The organism is Arthrobacter ruber (assembly GCF_002954225.1).
Taxonomy (GTDB): domain Bacteria; phylum Actinomycetota; class Actinomycetes; order Actinomycetales; family Micrococcaceae; genus Arthrobacter_D; species Arthrobacter_D ruber.
Map to the genome: position 1 here is coordinate 105,162 of NZ_PPTH01000016.1, position 16,717 is coordinate 121,878.

The following is a 16,717-nucleotide window of genomic DNA, read 5'->3' on the forward strand; positions in this document are numbered from 1 at the left end:
GGCGCCGTCGCGCTGCGATGAACGGGGCACGCGTCAGGCGAGGGTCCCGAGGTACCGGACGAGCTCGCGGGGTGCCGACTTCGGTGCCACGGCCTCGACGGCGGCGTTGTAGTTGGTGTTCGTGTTGACGTCGTAGGTCAGGACCCGTCCGTCCGCGGTCTCGATGAACTCGATGCCGCACACCTCCAGGTTGTTGCGCCGCGCGAACTCCTCGAAGCGGGCGATCACGGGGTGGTCGAACCCCTCGCGGAGACTGAAGAGCTGCTGGTCCGGCTCGGGGGCGATCGTGGCGCCCGGCGGCATGATGGGCCTGCCCGTCGTCGGGTCGATGGCGCAGGCATCGGCGGGGCAGAGCTGGAAGCCGCCCCGCGCCGTGTCGGCCTTGATGGCGTAGACGAACGTGCCGCCCACGATCTCCGCGCGGGTGATGAAGGGCTCGGCGGCCTGGATGTACTCCTGCACCAGGGTGATGCCGTCCTGCGGCTCCTCGAACTCGGCGGAGGCCACGTACTCGGCGAGTTCCTCGTGGGAGTCGAACTTCCGGACGCCGAGGCCCTTGCCGCCCTGGTTGTGCTTGACGATGAACGGCGTGCCGAAGCCCTCGGCCGCCTCGAGGATGCGGTCCCGGCCGACGGCTGCCACCGTGCGGGGCGTCTCGATACCGGCGGCCCTGAGGGCGGTGAGCTGGTCGACCTTGCTCATCTCGAGTTCGAGCACACGCCGCCCGTTCACCGTGCGGCGCCCGTGCGCCTCGAGCCAGGACAGCACCGACCGGGCGTAGTCCTTGGACAGACCGTGGTCGCGCGTGTGGGCCGAGGCGCTGATGCGGGACCAGAAGATGCCCTCCGGCGGGACCGCGTCGAGGTCGAGCACCCCGTCCGTGAGCAGCCATTCGACCACCTCGATCCCTTCGGCCTCGAAGGCTCGGGCGAAGGGCGGGAACCATTCGGGGTTCTCGTGCAGGGCGTAGACCGTGGTCACGGCGATCCTTCCGTCGGGGTGGGGCTTGGTGGGATAACCGGTGTACCCGGGTACCTATTCCGCAGGGAGCCCGGCGACGGCACCGCGGCGCCGTCGCCATGCCGCCCGGCCGGCGGGCGCCGCGCGTCCGATGAGTTCGGCGGGCGGCGTCCGTCTACAGTCTGATCGTGGGTCACGGGCGCATCGAGGCGCCGGTGACCCGGCACCGTCCGAGACCCGGAAGAGGGAGACCATGCGCACACTGATCGTCACCGAGTTCATGTCACTCGATGGAGTCATCGACTCCCCGGGCGGCGGCGACCACCCGCACGCCGGCTGGACCTTCCAGGACATCGAGTTCGACGAGGCCGCCTACGAGATCAAGGGCCGCGAGCAGGAGGAGGCCTCCGCCCTGCTCCTGGGGCGGGTCAGCTACGACGAGTTCTCCCCCGTCTGGCCCACCATGGAGGAGTTCGCCGAGTACAACGAGATGCCGAAGTACGTGGTCTCCAGCACCCTGACGGATCCCCGGTGGAACAACACCTCGGTCCTCCGGTCCCTGGACGACGTCGCACGCCTCAAGCAGGAGGGCGAGGGCGCCATCCTGCTGCACGGCAGCGGCACCCTCGCCAGGGGCCTCGCGGCAGCGGGCCTCGTGGACCGCTACCACCTGCTCGTGTTCCCCGTCCTGCTGGGGTCCGGCAAGCGGCTCTTCGACGACGCGGCGCAGGCCACCAGGACGAAGCTCTCCCTCACCGAGCACGCCGTGTACTCGAACGGGATCTCACTGGCCGTGTACGACGCCGTCCGCTGAGCGGGCGGGTCCGACGGCGGGCGGACCCGCCCGCCTACTGCTCGATGAAGATGTCGTTGCCCGGACCCAGCGGCAGGTCGAGGTAGAAGAACACCGTCAGGATGGCCACCCAGGCGAGCCAGAACGGCACCACGAAGGGCAGCATCCGTGCCATCAGGGTGCCGAGACCGGCCTCCGGCTCGTACTTCCGCAGCATGGTCAGCAGCACGATCATGTAGGGGTTCAGCGGCGTGATGACCTGGGTGGCCGAATCGCCCACCCGGAACGCGCCCTGGATGAAGGCGGGTTCGTAGCCGAGCAGGGCGAACAGGGGCACGAACACCGACGCCATGAGCGTCCACATCGAGGACCCGGAGATGATGAACAGGTTCAGGACGGACGCCAGCAGGATGAACGCGATCACCGCCGGGTAGCCGGTCAGTCCGATCGCCTGCAGGCCCGAGGCGCCGGCGACGGCGATCCAGGAGCCGATGCCGGACCAGTTGAACAGCGCGATGAACTGGCCGAGGATGAACGCCAGCACCAGGAATCCCGCCATGTCCTTGATGGCCTCACCCATGACCCGGGGTATGTCGCGCCCGGTGGTGATGGTGCCGACGATCCGCCCGTAGACGAGCCCCGGGACGACGAAGAGCAGGAACACGATGAAGACGATGGAGCTCAGCAGGGGCGAGCGCGGCAGGAACCCGCCCGTCTCGTTGCGCCAGGGCGAGTCCGGGACGATCACGGCGACGAGGATGACCAGGGCCACGACGCCGCCCGCGATCATCGCCCACCGCAGCCCGCGGGCCTCCCGCGGCTCCAGCTCGGCCTTCAGGACCACCGGGGCCGCGTGCTCGCCGTCCTCGACGAGCTCGTCGACGGGCACGCCCTGCCGGGTGAGCCGCGGCTCGAGCACCCGGTCGATGATGAAGCCGGCGAGGAGGATCAGGATCACCGACGAGGTGATGTTGAAGTAGTAGTTGGACAGCGGCGTCACGGGGGCGCCGGGGTTGGGCAGGTTCTCCGTCACCGCCGTCGTGATGCCGGCGAACAGGGCGTCGAGGCTCGTGACGAGCAGGTTGGTGGAGTAACCGGCCCCCGCGGCCGCGAATCCCCCGAGCAGGCCGGCCACGGGGTGGCGGCCTGCGGCCTTGAACACGAGGGCCGCGAGCGGCGGGATGACGACGAACGCGGAATCCGACATGACGGATCCGACCACGCCCACGAGACCGACCGCGTACGCCAGCGCCCAACGGGGCGCCGAGCCGAAGACACGGCGGATCAGGGCGCCGAGCAGGCCTGACTTCTCGGCCACGCCGACCGCCAGCAGGATGGGCAGCACCGTGGCCAGCGGCGGGAAGCCGAGGTAGTTCGCGCCGAGGTTCTCGGTCAGCCACGTCATGCCCTCCGCGGTGAACAGGCCCTTGATGACGGTGGCCTCCTCGGCGCCGGGCACCTGGACCGTCACGTTCGCGAGCGCCATGCCCGTGGTGAGCACGGCCGTGATGGCGAAGAGGATCAGGAAGAGCATGAACGGATCGGGCAGCTTGTTGCCGACCCTCTCCACGCCCGTGAGGAAGCGGTCCGCCAGTCCAGGGCGGGTGGCTGCGCTGGATGCCATGCGTTCTCCTTCGCGGTTGCTGCGTCGGTCGGTCGGGGGTCGGGCGGGGATCAGTCGAAGTAGGCGGGCACGTCGATCGCGCCGCCCTGCGTCTCGAACTCCTCGTGTACCGCATCCCGGAGGGAGGCATCGAGGAGGTAGTCCAGGGCCGTGAGCGCCAGGCCGACGGCGCCGTCGAGCGCGCCCTGCTCGGCCGCCTCGCTCCCCGCCGCCTCGGCGAACCCGCGCGTGTGCAGCGCGGTGGCCGGCTCGGCGATGCGGATCAGGGGGTGGATGCCCGGCACGCGATAACTGACGTTCCCGAAGTCGGTGGACGCCGCGAGGGTCTCCGAGACCACGCCGAGCGGCAGCGGGGACCGGCCCCGCCGCTGCTGCGCGGCGACCCAGCGGCCGGTCAGCGCACTGTTGGTGCGGATGGGCAGCGAGGGCGGGTGCTCGTCCCACCGCACGTCCACGCTCGTCCCCGTCATGAGGGCCGCACCGCGCGCCACGTCCTCGAGCCGTGCGCTGAGGTCCCGCAGCGTCGCGGGCTGCTGGGACCGCGCGTACAGCTTCATCACCGCGGTGCCCGGGATGATGTTCGGGCTCTCGCCGCCGGTCGTGATGTTCGCGTGCACGCGGTCCGACGGCGGCAACTGCTGGCGGAGCAGCCCGATGCCCTGGTAGGCGAGGTTCGCTGCGTCGAGCGCGTTGCGTCCCATGAAGGGCTGCGCGGAGGCGTGCGCCTCCACTCCCGTGAACGTGAGGGTCAGCAGCCGCCGGCCGAGCCAGACCTGGTCGGCGAGGTCGTAGCCGTAGGGGTGCACCATGATCGCGGCGTCCACGGCGTCGAACGCCCCGTGGCGTGCCATCACCTCCTTGCCGGAGTGGCCCTCCTCGGCGGGGGTGCCGAGGAACACGACGCGTCCCGGCAACCGGTCCTGCACGGAGGCCAGGGCCAGGAAGGCACCGAGGCCGGCCGCCGCGATGACATTGTGGCCGCAGGCATGGCCGATCCCGGGGAGGGCGTCGTACTCGGCGAGGATCGCGACGGTGGGTCCCCCCTCCGCACGGCCCGCCTCGGCGCGCACGGACGTCTCGACGCCGTACTGCCCGAGTCGCGCGTCGATGCCGTGGCGGGTGATCTCCTGGTGCAGGAGCATCGCGCTGGCATGTTCCTGGAACGCGGTCTCGGGGTGGGCGTGCAGGTGCCGGACCACGTGGCGCAGGCGGTCGGCGACGGCGTCCACGCCCTGCTCGACGGTGTCGGTCAGGTCCGACGGCGCTCCCGCGAACGGGGACGGGTCCGGGACGGCGTCGGCCAGGAGCCGTCGTGTCCGCTCGTCGATCGACGTCAGGTAGGCCGTGTCCGGTCGGGTGGGTTGGTCCATTCGAGTAGCTTAGGCAACTGTTCGAGGCCTGTGCAGGCCTCCGAGTACATCCCGGGTAACACTGCGGCCGGCGCCCGGAGAAGATAACCTCCCGGAAACGTTCCCGCAACACCGCTCCAGAATCATGGACGAAGGCGCCCGCCGTCTCAGCGGGCGTCCCTGAACCACCAAGGAGCACCGATGACCATCCTCGCCACTGCCACCGCCCGCATCCTCGACCTCTCCGCCCTCGGCGCAGGTACCGTCATCGAGGCACGCCGCAGGAACGAGGTGCACTACCGCGGGTGCGTCGAGCACACCTCACCGGCCCTCGGCGTCGTCTGGATCCGCGACGAGCTCACCGGCCATCGCGCCATCCTCCACCACGAGGACTACAGCCTCTGGCACGTCGGCTGATCGGAACGTCGGCTGATCGGAACGTCGGCTGATCGGAACGTCGGCAGCCGGACGGCGCCCGGAGCGGCCCTGCCCATCGACCGGGCCGTCCCCGGAGGCACCCGCATCGATACCCACCGACGGGGCCACCTCGATGGGCAGGTGCCGCGACTCCTAGACTGGAGGAATGACTGCAACCCTCGTGGCGAAGGACCTGTCCGGGGGCCACGCCCACCGCACCCTCTTCTCGAAGCTCGACCTCACGGTCGCGCCCGGGGACGTCGTCGGCGTCGTGGGAGCCAATGGGGCGGGGAAGACCACGCTCCTGCGCCTGCTCGCGGGAGCGGACACCCCGCTCGCCGGCACCGTGCGCACCACGCCGCCCGGCGCCTTCGTGGGGTGGCTGCCGCAGGAGCACGAGCGCCTCGAGGACGAGACGGTCGCCGCGTACATCGGCCGCCGCACCGGCACGACGGCAGCGACCACCGCCATGGAGGACGCCGCGGCGGCCCTCGGCAACGGGACGAAGGCCGCCGATGACGCCTACGCGCTCGCCCTCGATCACTGGATGGCGTCCGGCGCCGTCGACCTGGAGGACCGCCTGCCGTCGGTGCTGGCGGACGTCGCCGGGGGCATCGACCCCGTGTCCCTGACCGCCGCCCTCTCGGGTGGCCAGCTCGCTCGGGTTGCCCTGGCGGCCCTGCTGCTCAGCCGCTTCGACGTCGTACTCCTCGACGAACCGACCAACGACCTCGACCTCGCCGGCCTCGAGCGCCTGGAGCAGTTCATCCAGAACCTGCGCGGCGGCGTCGTGCTCGTGTCCCACGACCGCGAGTTCCTCGCCCGCTGCGTCACCACCGTCGTCGAACTGGACCTCGCACAGAACAAGGTGGCCGTGTACGACGGCGGGTACGACGCCTTCCTGGAGGAGCGTGCCGTTGCGCGCCGACATGCCCGCGAAGCCTATGAGGAGTACGCGGACAAGAAGCAGGACCTCGTCTCTCGGGCGAGGACGCAGCGAGAATGGAGTTCGCAGGGCGTGCGGAACGCGATCAAGAAGGCGCCCGACAATGACAAGATCCGCCGGAAGGCGAGCGTCGAGTCCTCCGAGAAACAGGCGCAGAAGGTGCGGCAGATGGAATCCCGCATCGCGCGGATGGACGAGGTGGAGGAGCCGCGGAAGGAGTGGCAGCTGCAGTTCACCATCGGCTCCGCGCCGCGCTCCAGCGTCGTCGTCGCGACCCTCAACAACGCATCGGTGACGCAGGGCTCCTTCACGCTCGGGCCGGTCTCGCTCCAGGTCGACGCCGGCGAGCGCATCGGCATCACCGGGCCCAACGGCGCCGGGAAGTCGACGCTGCTGCGCCTCCTCCTCGGCCACCAGCAACCGGACGACGGCGTGGCCTCCCTCGGTTCCAGCGTTGCCGTCGGCGAGATCGACCAGGCGCGCGGGCAGCTCGACGACGCCCTCCCCCTCGGCACGGCCTTCGAGTCCCTGGTTCCCGAGCTGACGCAGGGTGAGGTCCGGACGCTGCTCGCGAAGTTCGGGCTGAAGGCGGATCAGGTGCGCGCCGTCGTCGGCTCCCTCTCCCCCGGTGAGAGGACGCGCGCAGGGCTCGCCCTGCTGCAGGCGCGCGGCGTCAACCTCCTGGTCCTGGACGAGCCGACCAACCACCTCGACCTGCCGGCGATCGAGCAGCTCGAGGACGCCCTCGATTCCTATACCGGAGCCTTGCTGCTCGTCACGCACGACCGCCGGCTCCTGGAGAACGTGCGCCTGGACGGGCGTTGGAGCGTAGAGGACGGCCGGGTCACCGTCGGCTGATCCCGGTGTCCGGGATCACCGTTCCCGGCTCGGCGGCCCCCGCCGATGCGTGCCACCATGGAGGGTGAGGCGGTCATCCACCGCCTCCCGGACGATGGGTGCCGTACCCGGTGTGCGACAAGACGGCCCAGGGAGAGAATCATGGCCTGGATCGTCCTCGTCGTCTCCGGAGTCCTCGAAGCCGTGTGGGCCACCGCCCTCGGCAAGTCCGACGGCTTCAGCAGACTGGCACCCACGCTCGTGTTCGCCGGTGCCATCGTCGCCAGCATGGCGGGGCTCGCCTACGCCATGCGGACCCTGCCCGTCGGGACGGCCTACGCCGTCTGGGTGGGCATCGGGGCGTCCCTCACCGTCGTCTACGCCATGGCCACGGGCACAGAACCGGCGTCACTCCTCAAGATCGTCTTCCTGCTCATGATCGTCGGCGGCGTCATCGGCCTGAAGCTCATCCACTGACCGGAGGGACCTGCACGCGGATTAGTCCCTGCACGGACGCCGCGAGCATCTGCAGGGACCGGGCGTCCTCCGGGGAGAACCCGCGTGGGGTGGCCGCGACCACGCAGAGGGATCCGATGCGCCAGCCGCCCGGTCCGTGGACGGGTCGGCCGGCGTAGAAGCCGATGGGACGCTCGCCCGCCTTCGCGGGACACGATGCCATCCGCGGGTCCTGCAGGGCGTCCGTGACGACGAACGGGCCCGGACCGTCGAGGGTGCAGCGGGCCAGGAGTGCGCCGCGCGGGCCGTCGGCATGGAAGCCTCCACAGGCCGACCGGACCACCTGCCGCTCGCCCGCCACGAGCAGGAGCGCGGACGAGCATCCCGGGAAGCGGCGCGCGGCCTCCGCCGTGATCGCATCCAACTGCTCCTCGTGGGCGAGGCCCAGGAGCCCTGTCCGCCCGAGCGATTCGACCCGCAGATCCTCTGCCTCGGCGGGACCCACCAGGGGGCCGACGAGATCCGCCGGCTGCACCGCGGAGTCCCCGTAGGACGCGAACGGCTCCTCGGCACCCCGCCAGACCCTCTCGCTCCGCAGTGGTGCCCGCCGCCCGTGCCGCGGCCGCTCGGCCAGGAGAACGTTCACCGCCCGGGCGATCAGGTCCCGGTCGGCCGATGGAGCGGGGAGCAGTCCGTGCAGGTAGCCGTCCACCAGGATGCCGGCGCTCGTGCCGCCGAGGCCGACGTACACGACCCACGACTCGAAGGCGTCGACGTCCGCCTCGACGAGGACCTGCCGGGTCAGCCACTGCTGTGTCACTGCCTTCACTGCGGAACCACCTCACCAGCACCCGCCGCGTCCTGTGACGCGGCTCACGGTGTCGGGGAGAATTCGATGCCGACGGCCGCCCGGATGTGTCGTCCCCGAGCTCTCCCCGTCCTGCCTTGAGGTACCGCGGCGACTTGCGCCAAAACTGAGCAGGGCCAGCCGGTTGAGTTGAGGTGCGTTCGGCAGGATCGGTAGTGGGCTCAGCAGAGGGCCGCGACGAGGAGTTGACGACATGCAGAGCCACGACACCCGCACGGCGATGGAATTCGCCGGACTGTCCGCCTACGAGACGTGGATGCACTACTGCAACATGGGCGGTCTCACCGACTACTTCGAGTTCGACGCCTACCTCGCCGGCCTGTACGCGTTCGACACCGAGGACGCGGACCTCGTCTCCCAGGCCGTGAACGAGCTCATCGACGACACGCTCCCCGACGAGGAGGCGGGCCTGTGCCGCGCACCCTACTCGTGGATCGCGGGGGGCGACGAAGATCTCCTCGACGTCGCGGGCTTCGACGTCGCCCACGAGTCCGACGACGCCTGGTACGTCGACACCGCTCCCCTCAGCCTCGAGGTGGACACCCTCGTGGCCCCGCACGCGGCGGACACCTTCGGCTCACGCTTCCTGGCAGGCCTCGACGCCTGCGCCCACCCCGGCCGTCCGCGCGTCCCCCTCCCGCCCGGCGCTCCCGCCGAGCTCCTCGCCGACATCCTCGACAGTGGCGTGATCGGCCGCACGGTCTCCGGCGAGCGGAAGTAGCCCTACCGGCCCGGCTGGCGCTCGAGGGCGTCGTCGTGCTGCTCGTGGGCCTTGCGGAGCAGCTCCATGAACGCGGTCTCGTTGCGGATCAGGCGCTTGTACTTCTCGGGAAGCCGCCTGAGGTCCTCCTCCTCGGCGCACAACCTGGCGAAGATCTTCTCGCGCTCGGTGATGTCCGTCTCGTAGTTGAGGTCCAGGTACTCGGTGGCATGGCGCTTGGCGCCCGAGATGGCGTTCTTCGCCTTGCCCTTGGGACTGAGGACGGAGGCCAGGACGGTGACGACCAGCACGCCGAGGATCACGCTGAGGGAGAGCCCGGTACTGATCTCGACGACGTTCACGTGCTCGCCGTCGTTGATGAACGGCAGGGTGTTCTCGTGCAGGGCGTGGAGGATGAGCTTCACGCCGATGAACCCGAGGATCACGGCCAGTCCGTAGGAGAGGTAGATCAGGCGGTCCAGCAGCCCGTCGATGAGGAAGAACAGCTGCCGCAGCCCCATGAGGGAGAAGGCCGTGGCGGTGAACACGATGAACGTGTTCTGCGTCAGTCCGAAGATCGCCGGGATGGAGTCCAGGGCGAACAGGATGTCGGTGGCGCCGATGGCCACCATGACCAGCAGCATGGGCGTCAGCACGCGCTTGCCGTCCTCCATGGTGAACAGCTTGTCGCCGTCGTAGTGCTCCGACGCCGGCAGGAAACGCTTGGCGAGGCGGATGATCACGCTCTCACCCTCGTCGTCGTGCCCGCCGGGCTTGAGCAGGTTCCCGGCGGTGAGCAGGAGGATCAGCCCGAAGATGTAGAACACCCACGCGAAGCTGTTGATCAGCGCGGCCCCGAGGAAGATGAAGCCCGTGCGGGCGATCAGCGAGAACACGATGCCGAACAGCAGCACCTTCTGCTGGTCCGCCCGGGGCACCCGGAAGCTCGACATGATGATGAGGAACACGAAGAGGTTGTCGACGGACAGCGCCTTCTCCGTGACATAGCCCGCGAAGTACTCGGTGCCCATGGTGGGGCCGCCGAACACGAGCACGCCGACGCCGAACAGAAGCGCGATCCCCACGTAGATGGAGGACCAGATCGCCGACTCGCGCAGGCTCGGCGTGTGGGCCTTGCGGACGTGGAAGAAGAAGTCGAACAGCAGCAGGCCCACGATACCGATCACGGTGGTGGTCCAGACGTAGAACGGTACTTCCATGCTGCAGCTCTCCTCGGAGTCGTGTGCCGGCCTCGGTCCGTCGTGCTCGCACATCCGGTTGTGCCCGTAACGGTACTGAACGGTCCCGCCCACATCTAGACTGGCGCCGTCCGTACAGCCGTGATGAGGGGATGCCATGAGCCCGATGATGCGCGCCGCAGTGCTTCGCGCCGCCGAACTGCCAGTTCCCTATGCGGGAAGCAACCCCCTGTCCCTGGAGTCGGTTCCCGTGCCCGAGCCCCGCGCGGGCGAGGTGCTGGTCCGCATCGTCAGGGCCAGCCTCTGCCACTCGGACCTGTCCGTCATCAACGGCTCCCGTGTCCGACCGCTGCCCATGGCCCTCGGTCACGAGGCCACGGGCGTGATCGAGGCGGTGGGCGACGGCGTCGACGACGTCGAGGCCGGCGACCGCGTGGTCCTCGTGTTCGTCCCGGCGTGCGGCTCCTGCCGTGCCTGCTCCGCGGGCCGTCCCGCGCTCTGCTACCGGGGAGCGGAGGCCAACGCGAGCGGTGACCTCCTGCACGGGCCAGCCGTGCTGCGGACCGGCGACGGCGAGCGTGTCAACCACCACCTCGGCGTCTCCGCGTTCGCCGACTACGCCGTCGTCGCCCGCGAGTCCGTGGTGCAGATCGACGACGACGTGCCCTTCGACATCGCCGCCATGTTCGGCTGCGCCGCGCTGACGGGGATCGGCGCCGTCCTGAACACCGCCGCGGTGCAGGAGGGGCAGTCCGTCGTGGTGTTCGGTCTCGGCGCCGTGGGGCTCATGTCGGTGATGGCCGCGGCCCAGGTGCCGGGCACGACCGTGATCGCCATCGACCCGCTGGCCTCGAAGCAGGACCTCGCCCTGCGCTGCGGAGCGCACTTCGCGGGAGCGCCCGAGGACGCCGCGGGACTGGTCCGGGAGGCGACCGACGGCGGCGCGGACGTCGTCGTCGAAGCCGTGGGCAGCGCACGCGTGATCGAGGCGGGCCTCGGGCTGCTCGCGCGCGGAGGTGCCCTGGTGTCCGTCGGCCTGCCGCACCCCGACCAGCAGCTCACCACGCAGGCACTGCAGTTCGCGGGGACGGGACGCCGGCTGCTCGGCTCCTACATGGGCGACGCCGTCCCCGAGCGCGACATCCCCGCGTACCTGGACCTCTGGCGGCAGAGGCGCCTGCCCGTCGAACTGCTCCACACCGACACGCGCCCCCTGGCCGACCTGAACGAGAGCCTCGACGCGCTCGCGGAGGGACGCGTGGTCCGCAGGCTGTTCACTCTGGACTAGGACTGTTCCCGGTCGCGGCCCGTTAGGAAGCATGCTTACCATGTGGTCGGCACGTCTATCCCAAGGAGAACGACTATGCAGCAACGCTCACTCGGCGGAATCCCCGTCAGCGCCCTCGGCCTGGGCGGTATGCCCATGTCCATCGAGGGACGTCCCGACGAGGACCGCTCCGTCCGCACCATCCATGCCGCCCTCGACGCCGGTATCACCCTGATCGACACCGCCGACGCCTATCACCGCGACGCCGACGAGGTGGGCCACAACGAGTCGCTCATCGCGAAGGCCCTGGCGAGCTACGGTGCGGACAGCTCCACGGTCCTCGTCGCGACGAAGGGCGGCCACCTGCGCCCCGGTGACGGCTCCTGGACACTGAACGGTCGCCCGGACTACCTCAAAGAGGCGGCGAAGGCATCCCTCCACCGGCTCGGCGGGGACGCGATCGGCCTCTACCAGTACCACCGCCCCGATCCGGACGTCCCCTACGAGGACTCCATCGGCGCCCTCAAGGACCTCCTGGACGAGGGTGTGATCCGCATGGCGGGCATCTCCAACGCCACCGTGGACCAGATCCGCCTGGCCAACGAGATCCTCGGCGACAGGCTGGCGTCGGTGCAGAACCAGTTCTCCCCCGCGTTCCGCTCCAGCGAGGACGAGCTGAGGTACTGCGGCGAGAACGGCATCGCGTTCCTGCCCTGGAGTCCCCTCGGCGGCATCAAGAAGGCGGGCGGGCTCGGCGAGCAGTTCACGCCGTTCCAGGAGATCGCGGACAGGCACGGTGTGAGCCCCCAGCAGGTGTGCCTGGCCTGGGAGCTGGCCCTGGCCCCGACCGTCATCCCGATCCCGGGTTCCTCCCGTCCCGAGAGCATCCAGGACTCGGCGCAGGCCGTGGAGCTCGAGCTCACGGCCGACGAGATCGCGGCGCTCTCGACGACGGACTGACCCCTCCTCGCCCCTCCGGATGCCCGCGCTCCTCCCAGGAACGCGGGCATCCGCGCAGCACCATGCCCCCGGCCCCGTCCTGCGCGGGTGTTACCTTTCGGTAACATTGGTTCGGTTTGCTCGGATCTCCCGAGCGTTCGACCGTCGTCGGAGCATCCCCCGGATGCTCCGACCCTTTGTGATCGGAACACCATGTCAGCTGGTTCGCAGCACATCGTCGCGGGCGCCTCCGGCCCCGGGACCGGCACGGGACCGTCCGCGCCGTCGTTCGAGAGCGAGGAGGCCGGGTACCACAAGACGCTCAAGCCCCGGCAGATCCAGATGATCGCGATCGGCGGGGCCATCGGCACCGGCCTGTTCATGGGGGCCGGAGGACGCCTCAACGGCTCCGGGCCGGCCCTGATCCTCGTGTACGCCGTCTGCGGGTTCTTCGCGTTCCTGATCCTCCGCGCCCTGGGGGAACTCGTGCTGCACCGGCCGTCGTCGGGCTCCTTCGTCTCCTACGCCCGCGAGTTCTACGGCGAGAAGATGGCCTATGCCGCCGGGTGGCTGTACTTCCTCAACTGGGCCATGACCTCGATCGTGGACGTCACCGCGGCCGCCCTCTACGTGAGGTTCTGGGCACAGTTCTGGGAACCCCTGCAGGCCGTCCCGCAGTGGGGCATCGCCCTGGCTGCGCTCGTGGTGGTGCTGGCCCTGAATCTCGTCTCCGTGAAGCTCTTCGGCGAGATGGAGTTCTGGTTCGCGCTCGTGAAGGTGACGGCACTCGTGCTGTTCCTGATCGTGGGCATCATCTTCATCGTCACCGGCGCCAGGACCGACGTCGGCGAGACCGGCCTCACCGTGTGGGCCGCGAACGACGGCATCTTCCCGACCGGCGCCATCGCCCCCATGCTGGCGATCAGCGGCGTCGTCTTCGCCTATGCCGCGATCGAGCTCGTGGGCACCGCCGCGGGCGAGACCGAGAATCCCCGCGAGGTCATGCCGAAGGCCGTGAACACCGTGGTCCTGCGCATCGCCGTCTTCTACGTGGGCTCCGTCCTGCTCCTGTCGCTGCTGCTGCCGTTCACGTCCTACAAGTCGGGTGAGTCGCCGTTCGTCACCTTCTTCTCGCACATCGGCAGCCCCGACGCCGGGGCCATCTCCGCGTCGATCATGAACTTCGTGGTCCTCACGGCCGCCCTCTCGAGCCTCAACGCCGGCCTCTACTCCACCGGACGCATCCTGCGCTCCATGGCCGTCAACGGTTCCGCTCCCCGGTTCACCGGGAAGATGAGCGCCAACGGCGTCCCCTACGGCGGCATCCTGCTCACCGCCGTCGTGACCCTGCTGGGTGTGGGCCTCAACGCCCTCGTCCCGTCGCAGGCCTTCGAGATCGTGCTGGAAATCTCCGCGCTGGGCATCATCGGCGGGTGGGCCACCATCATCCTGTGCCAGATCAAGCTGCACCGCCTCGCACGGCAGGGCAAGCTCGAACGGCCGGCCTTCCGGCTCTTCGGCGCCCCGTTCACGGCCTACCTGACGCTCGCGTTCCTACTCTTCGTCCTCGTGACCATGGGCTTCTCCGAGACCGGCCGCTGGGTGCTCAGCTCCCTTCTGCTGCTGGTCCCGCTGCTGGTGCTCGGCTGGTTCGCAGCGCGCAGGGGCATCTATGCCGCTGCCGAGGAGCGCAACGGCCTCACCGGTCGCTTCCCGGTGCTCGCCGGTCCCGTGCGCTCAGGCAGCACGGCCTACCGGGGTGCGGGCGAGGACAGCTAGGACCCGTCAGGGGCTGGTTCCAGCCCCTGACGGGGCCGTGGCGGGTCCCCCGGGGCCCTGCCACGGGCTCGCGCCGATGCCGTGGATTCAGTCGCCGGCCGGGCCCATCGCCACAGCGCGGACGGGGGCGCCGTCCGCACCCGCGAGCGCCAGCGGGAGCACCGAGACCAGCGGGCGTTCCCAGTCGACGGCACCCAGGTTCGTGAGGTTCTCGACGATCACCCCGCCTGCCCCGAGGAACACGGTGTGGAACGGCAGGTGGCCGCCGTTGTGCAGGGTGGAGTCGGGGTTGAGCGTGTCGACGCCGACCACTGTGATGCCTGCCGCGAGCAGTGCCTCGGCCACCCCGACCGCGAGCACGGGATGCTCGAGGTACCGGGGTGAACCGAAGTACTCGGACCACCCCGTGCGGAACAGCACCATGGAGATGCCCGCCAGGTCGTGCAGCTGGTCGGCCACGTCCTCCCGGTGGATCACCGAGTGCGGGTCCAGGGCGCCACACCCGATGATCCGCGCCGGCCCCACGAGACGTGCCAGGTCGATGCCGTCCACCGCGTCGCCGCCGAGGATCGAGTGGAGGGGTGCGTCGAGGTGCGTGCCGGTGTGGGACCCGGCATGGAGGGACGCCACCTGGTACCCGTCGTCGGCGACGGTCGCCACCGTGGTCACGGTGACCTCCGGATCGCCCGGGTACACCTGCATCCCCGTGCGGATGGGCTGGGAGAGATCAGTGATCCGCATGCGCCTGCGGCGTCTCCGGCAGGTCCAGGAGGTGGACGTGCGGGCGCCGCGTGCGGTCGATCCGCCCGGTGGCCGCCGCCCAGGCGAAGTAGAGCAGGGCGGACAGCACGAAGGTGGGGATGGTGGCCCCGATCGGGCTGGGCACCACGTACGTCAGGAGCAGGGACGCGCCTGCTCCGACGAGCCACACCCCGACGGCCGCCACATTGACGCCCCCGGAGTACCAGTACTCGCCGCCGTGCCCCCGCAGGATGTCCCGGCCGTAGTGGCGTGAGCGCACGAGATAGTAGTCGACGATCATGATGGCGAAGACCGGGATGAAGAGGGCGCCGATCACCGTGAGGAACGCGGTGAACTGGTTCAGGAGGGCCAGCCAGGTGGACCCGAGGATCGAGATCCCGCCGAGGACGATCGCCGTCGGCAGGAACGTGACCCTGCGCGAGGGCGCCATGTTCACCACGGAGGCCACCATCCCGTAGACCACCATGGTGTTGGTCGCCATGACGGACAGGAAGATCACGACGGCCAGCGGGGCTCCGAACGCGGCGACGATCACCGTCGGGTCGAACGGCACGGCTTCGCCGCCCTCGAGCACCACGTAGCCGATGGCGGTGGCGCCCAGGGTCATGGCGAGCACGGTGGACAGCGTGTACCCGATGCCGGATCCGATGATTCCTGCGGACTGCGTCCGGGCGAGACGGTTGAACTCGGCGGACAGGACGGTCCAGGAGATCGCGGTGGCGATGACGACGTCGAGTGCGGCGACGGGCGTCCATCCGGCCGCGGCGTCCTGAGGGATGGCGGAGAAGTCGGCCGGGCCGTGGGCGAGGAACGCCGTGGTGAAGATGTAGGCCATGAACGCGAGGATCACGAGCGCGAGCCACGGCTCGACGCGCGCGATACCCGTGTGGCCGAAGATCGCGAGGCACACGACGAGCAGCTGGCACAGGACGGAGAACAGCACGGGACTCGAGAAACCGGTGGCCTGCTCGACCAGGAAGTTCACCGTGACCCCGGCGAGCATCGCCTGCACCCAGCTCCAGCCCATGAGGGTCACCACGTTGGCGGCGACCGGCAGGAAGGACCCGCGGAGCCCGAAGGACCCCTTCGTGAGGGACATCGTGGGCAGTCCGGTCCGGGTGCCCATGTTGCCGACCAGCACCAGCACCGATCCTCCGATCAGCGTCCCGAGGACGATCATGGCGACCGAGAGCCCCCAGCTCAGGCCGGGGACGAACAGCGTCCCGGTCAGCAGCGTCGTCACAACGAGGTTGGCCGCCAGCCAGATCATCCCCATGCGCGCGGTCCCCAGGGTGCCCCGGAGAGGTCCGTACCCGTCGGAGTGGTTGTCGAGGTGGTCGGACAGGCGTCGGTAGGCCGAGCCCGATCGGATCTCGGTCATGACGCGCTCGTTTCCGGAGAGTCGGTGGGGACCGGGCTGAGGTGCTCGTGGACGGCGACGACGTCGGCACCGGAGCGGCGGAACACGATCGTCTCGCGCTCCCGGGTCGTGGTGGAGACGCCGGCGGCGGCGGTGGTCGTCTCGACGTCGTGGGTGAAGACCGCCGTCTCGCCGAGGAGCTGCACCCGCTGGTTGCTGCTGATGCACCCGGTCACGCGCCAGCCCTCGGCGACCCAGCCGGCCCACAGCTGCTCGTACGCGGCCCGGGTATCGAGCCGATGCTGCTCCGTGTGGAACACGAAGGTCGCGTCCTCCGCGAAGGAGTCGAAGTAGGCGCGGGTGTCCGTGGCACGGAAGGCGGCGACCAGGGCGGTCGCCGCCGTGAGGACGACGTCGTCCGTCAGGTTCTCGTTAGGCATGGAGCCCTTCTCAAATCGTGA

Annotated in this window: 16 protein-coding genes and 1 riboswitch; of the genes, 8 read left to right on the forward strand and 8 right to left on the reverse strand. The window is 69.8% G+C overall.

The features are described from left to right. Positions 1–33: 33 nt before the first annotated feature. Complete coding sequence (locus CI785_RS09050) at positions 34–981, reverse strand: ATP-grasp domain-containing protein (RefSeq protein WP_105031772.1); 948 nt, start codon at positions 979–981, stop codon at positions 34–36. Between the two features lie 232 nt (positions 982–1,213). On the opposite strand from CI785_RS09050, the gene CI785_RS09055 reads away from it, so the two are divergent. Continuing rightward, entirely contained in the window at positions 1,214–1,774 is a 561-nt protein-coding gene (locus CI785_RS09055; RefSeq protein WP_105031773.1) for a dihydrofolate reductase family protein, read from the forward strand. A gap of 34 nt (positions 1,775–1,808) precedes the next feature. Here the strand turns inward: CI785_RS09055 and CI785_RS09060 are convergent, their stop codons facing one another. Further along, positions 1,809–3,377 (reverse strand): AbgT family transporter, encoded by a 1,569-nt coding sequence (locus CI785_RS09060; RefSeq protein ID WP_105031774.1) that lies wholly within the window; start codon positions 3,375–3,377, stop codon positions 1,809–1,811. A 50-nt stretch (positions 3,378–3,427) separates the two neighbouring features. Continuing rightward, complete coding sequence (locus CI785_RS09065; RefSeq protein ID WP_105031775.1) at positions 3,428–4,747, reverse strand: M20 family metallopeptidase; 1,320 nt, start codon at positions 4,745–4,747, stop codon at positions 3,428–3,430. 180 nt (positions 4,748–4,927) lie between these two features. Here CI785_RS09065 and CI785_RS09070 point away from each other — a divergent pair, with 180 nt between their 5' ends. The 3 genes from CI785_RS09070 (at position 4,928) to CI785_RS09080 (ending at position 7,403) form a co-directional block, all read left to right on the forward strand. Continuing rightward, entirely contained in the window at positions 4,928–5,143 is a 216-nt protein-coding gene (locus CI785_RS09070; protein ID WP_105031776.1) for a hypothetical protein, read from the forward strand. A 166-nt stretch (positions 5,144–5,309) separates the two neighbouring features. Beyond that, positions 5,310–6,947, forward strand: coding sequence for an ABC-F family ATP-binding cassette domain-containing protein (locus tag CI785_RS09075; protein ID WP_105031777.1), 1,638 nt, complete (start codon positions 5,310–5,312; stop codon positions 6,945–6,947). Positions 6,948–7,011: 64 nt separating this feature from the next. Further along, positions 7,012–7,079: riboswitch (guanidine-III (ykkC-III) riboswitch) on the forward strand. 9 nt (positions 7,080–7,088) lie between these two features. Next, positions 7,089–7,403, forward strand: coding sequence for a DMT family transporter (locus CI785_RS09080; RefSeq protein WP_105031778.1), 315 nt, complete (start codon positions 7,089–7,091; stop codon positions 7,401–7,403). Here the strand turns inward: CI785_RS09080 and CI785_RS09085 are convergent. After that, positions 7,393–8,211 carry a GAF domain-containing protein gene (locus CI785_RS09085; protein ID WP_105031779.1) on the reverse strand — a complete coding sequence of 273 codons (819 nt, stop codon included), beginning with the start codon at positions 8,209–8,211 and terminating at the stop codon, positions 7,393–7,395. The two genes, CI785_RS09080 and CI785_RS09085, sit on opposite strands and share 11 nt — an antisense overlap. A 232-nt stretch (positions 8,212–8,443) precedes the next feature. On the opposite strand from CI785_RS09085, the gene CI785_RS09090 reads away from it, so the two are divergent. Then, positions 8,444–8,971 carry a hypothetical protein gene (locus CI785_RS09090; protein ID WP_105031780.1) on the forward strand — a complete coding sequence of 176 codons (528 nt, stop codon included), beginning with the start codon at positions 8,444–8,446 and terminating at the stop codon, positions 8,969–8,971. Positions 8,972–8,973: 2 nt separating this feature from the next. Here the strand turns inward: CI785_RS09090 and CI785_RS09095 are convergent, their stop codons facing one another. Beyond that, a complete protein-coding gene (locus CI785_RS09095) occupies positions 8,974–10,170 on the reverse strand; it encodes a TerC family protein (RefSeq protein WP_105031781.1) in 1,197 nt (398 codons plus the stop codon). Positions 10,171–10,318: 148 nt separating this feature from the next. On the opposite strand from CI785_RS09095, the gene CI785_RS09100 reads away from it, so the two are divergent. The 3 genes from CI785_RS09100 to CI785_RS09110 all read left to right on the forward strand — a co-directional run bounded on the left by CI785_RS09100 (position 10,319) and on the right by CI785_RS09110 (position 14,134). Next, positions 10,319–11,437, forward strand: coding sequence for an alcohol dehydrogenase catalytic domain-containing protein (locus CI785_RS09100; RefSeq protein WP_105032132.1), 1,119 nt, complete (start codon positions 10,319–10,321; stop codon positions 11,435–11,437). A gap of 75 nt (positions 11,438–11,512) precedes the next feature. Then, complete coding sequence (locus tag CI785_RS09105) at positions 11,513–12,376, forward strand: aldo/keto reductase (protein WP_105031782.1); 864 nt, start codon at positions 11,513–11,515, stop codon at positions 12,374–12,376. Positions 12,377–12,568: 192 nt separating this feature from the next. Further along, on the forward strand, positions 12,569–14,134 hold the full coding sequence (locus CI785_RS09110) for an amino acid permease (RefSeq protein ID WP_105031783.1): 1,566 nt from the start codon (positions 12,569–12,571) through the stop codon (positions 14,132–14,134). A gap of 87 nt (positions 14,135–14,221) precedes the next feature. Here CI785_RS09110 and CI785_RS09115 read toward each other — a convergent pair whose 3' ends face one another. From CI785_RS09115 to CI785_RS09125, 3 genes are read right to left on the reverse strand one after another with little or no spacing between them, the layout of a single operon-like run. Further along, positions 14,222–14,875: a cyclase family protein gene (locus CI785_RS09115; RefSeq protein WP_105031784.1), complete on the reverse strand. Its 654-nt coding sequence runs from the start codon at positions 14,873–14,875 to the stop codon at positions 14,222–14,224. Beyond that, positions 14,862–16,277 (reverse strand): purine-cytosine permease family protein, encoded by a 1,416-nt coding sequence (locus tag CI785_RS09120; protein ID WP_105031785.1) that lies wholly within the window; start codon positions 16,275–16,277, stop codon positions 14,862–14,864. The genes CI785_RS09115 and CI785_RS09120 overlap by 14 nt, the downstream gene beginning before the upstream one ends. Continuing rightward, on the reverse strand, positions 16,274–16,696 hold the full coding sequence (locus CI785_RS09125; protein WP_105031786.1) for a nuclear transport factor 2 family protein: 423 nt from the start codon (positions 16,694–16,696) through the stop codon (positions 16,274–16,276). Before CI785_RS09125 ends, CI785_RS09120 begins: the two co-directional genes overlap by 4 nt. Between the last annotated feature and the right edge of the window lie 21 nt (positions 16,697–16,717).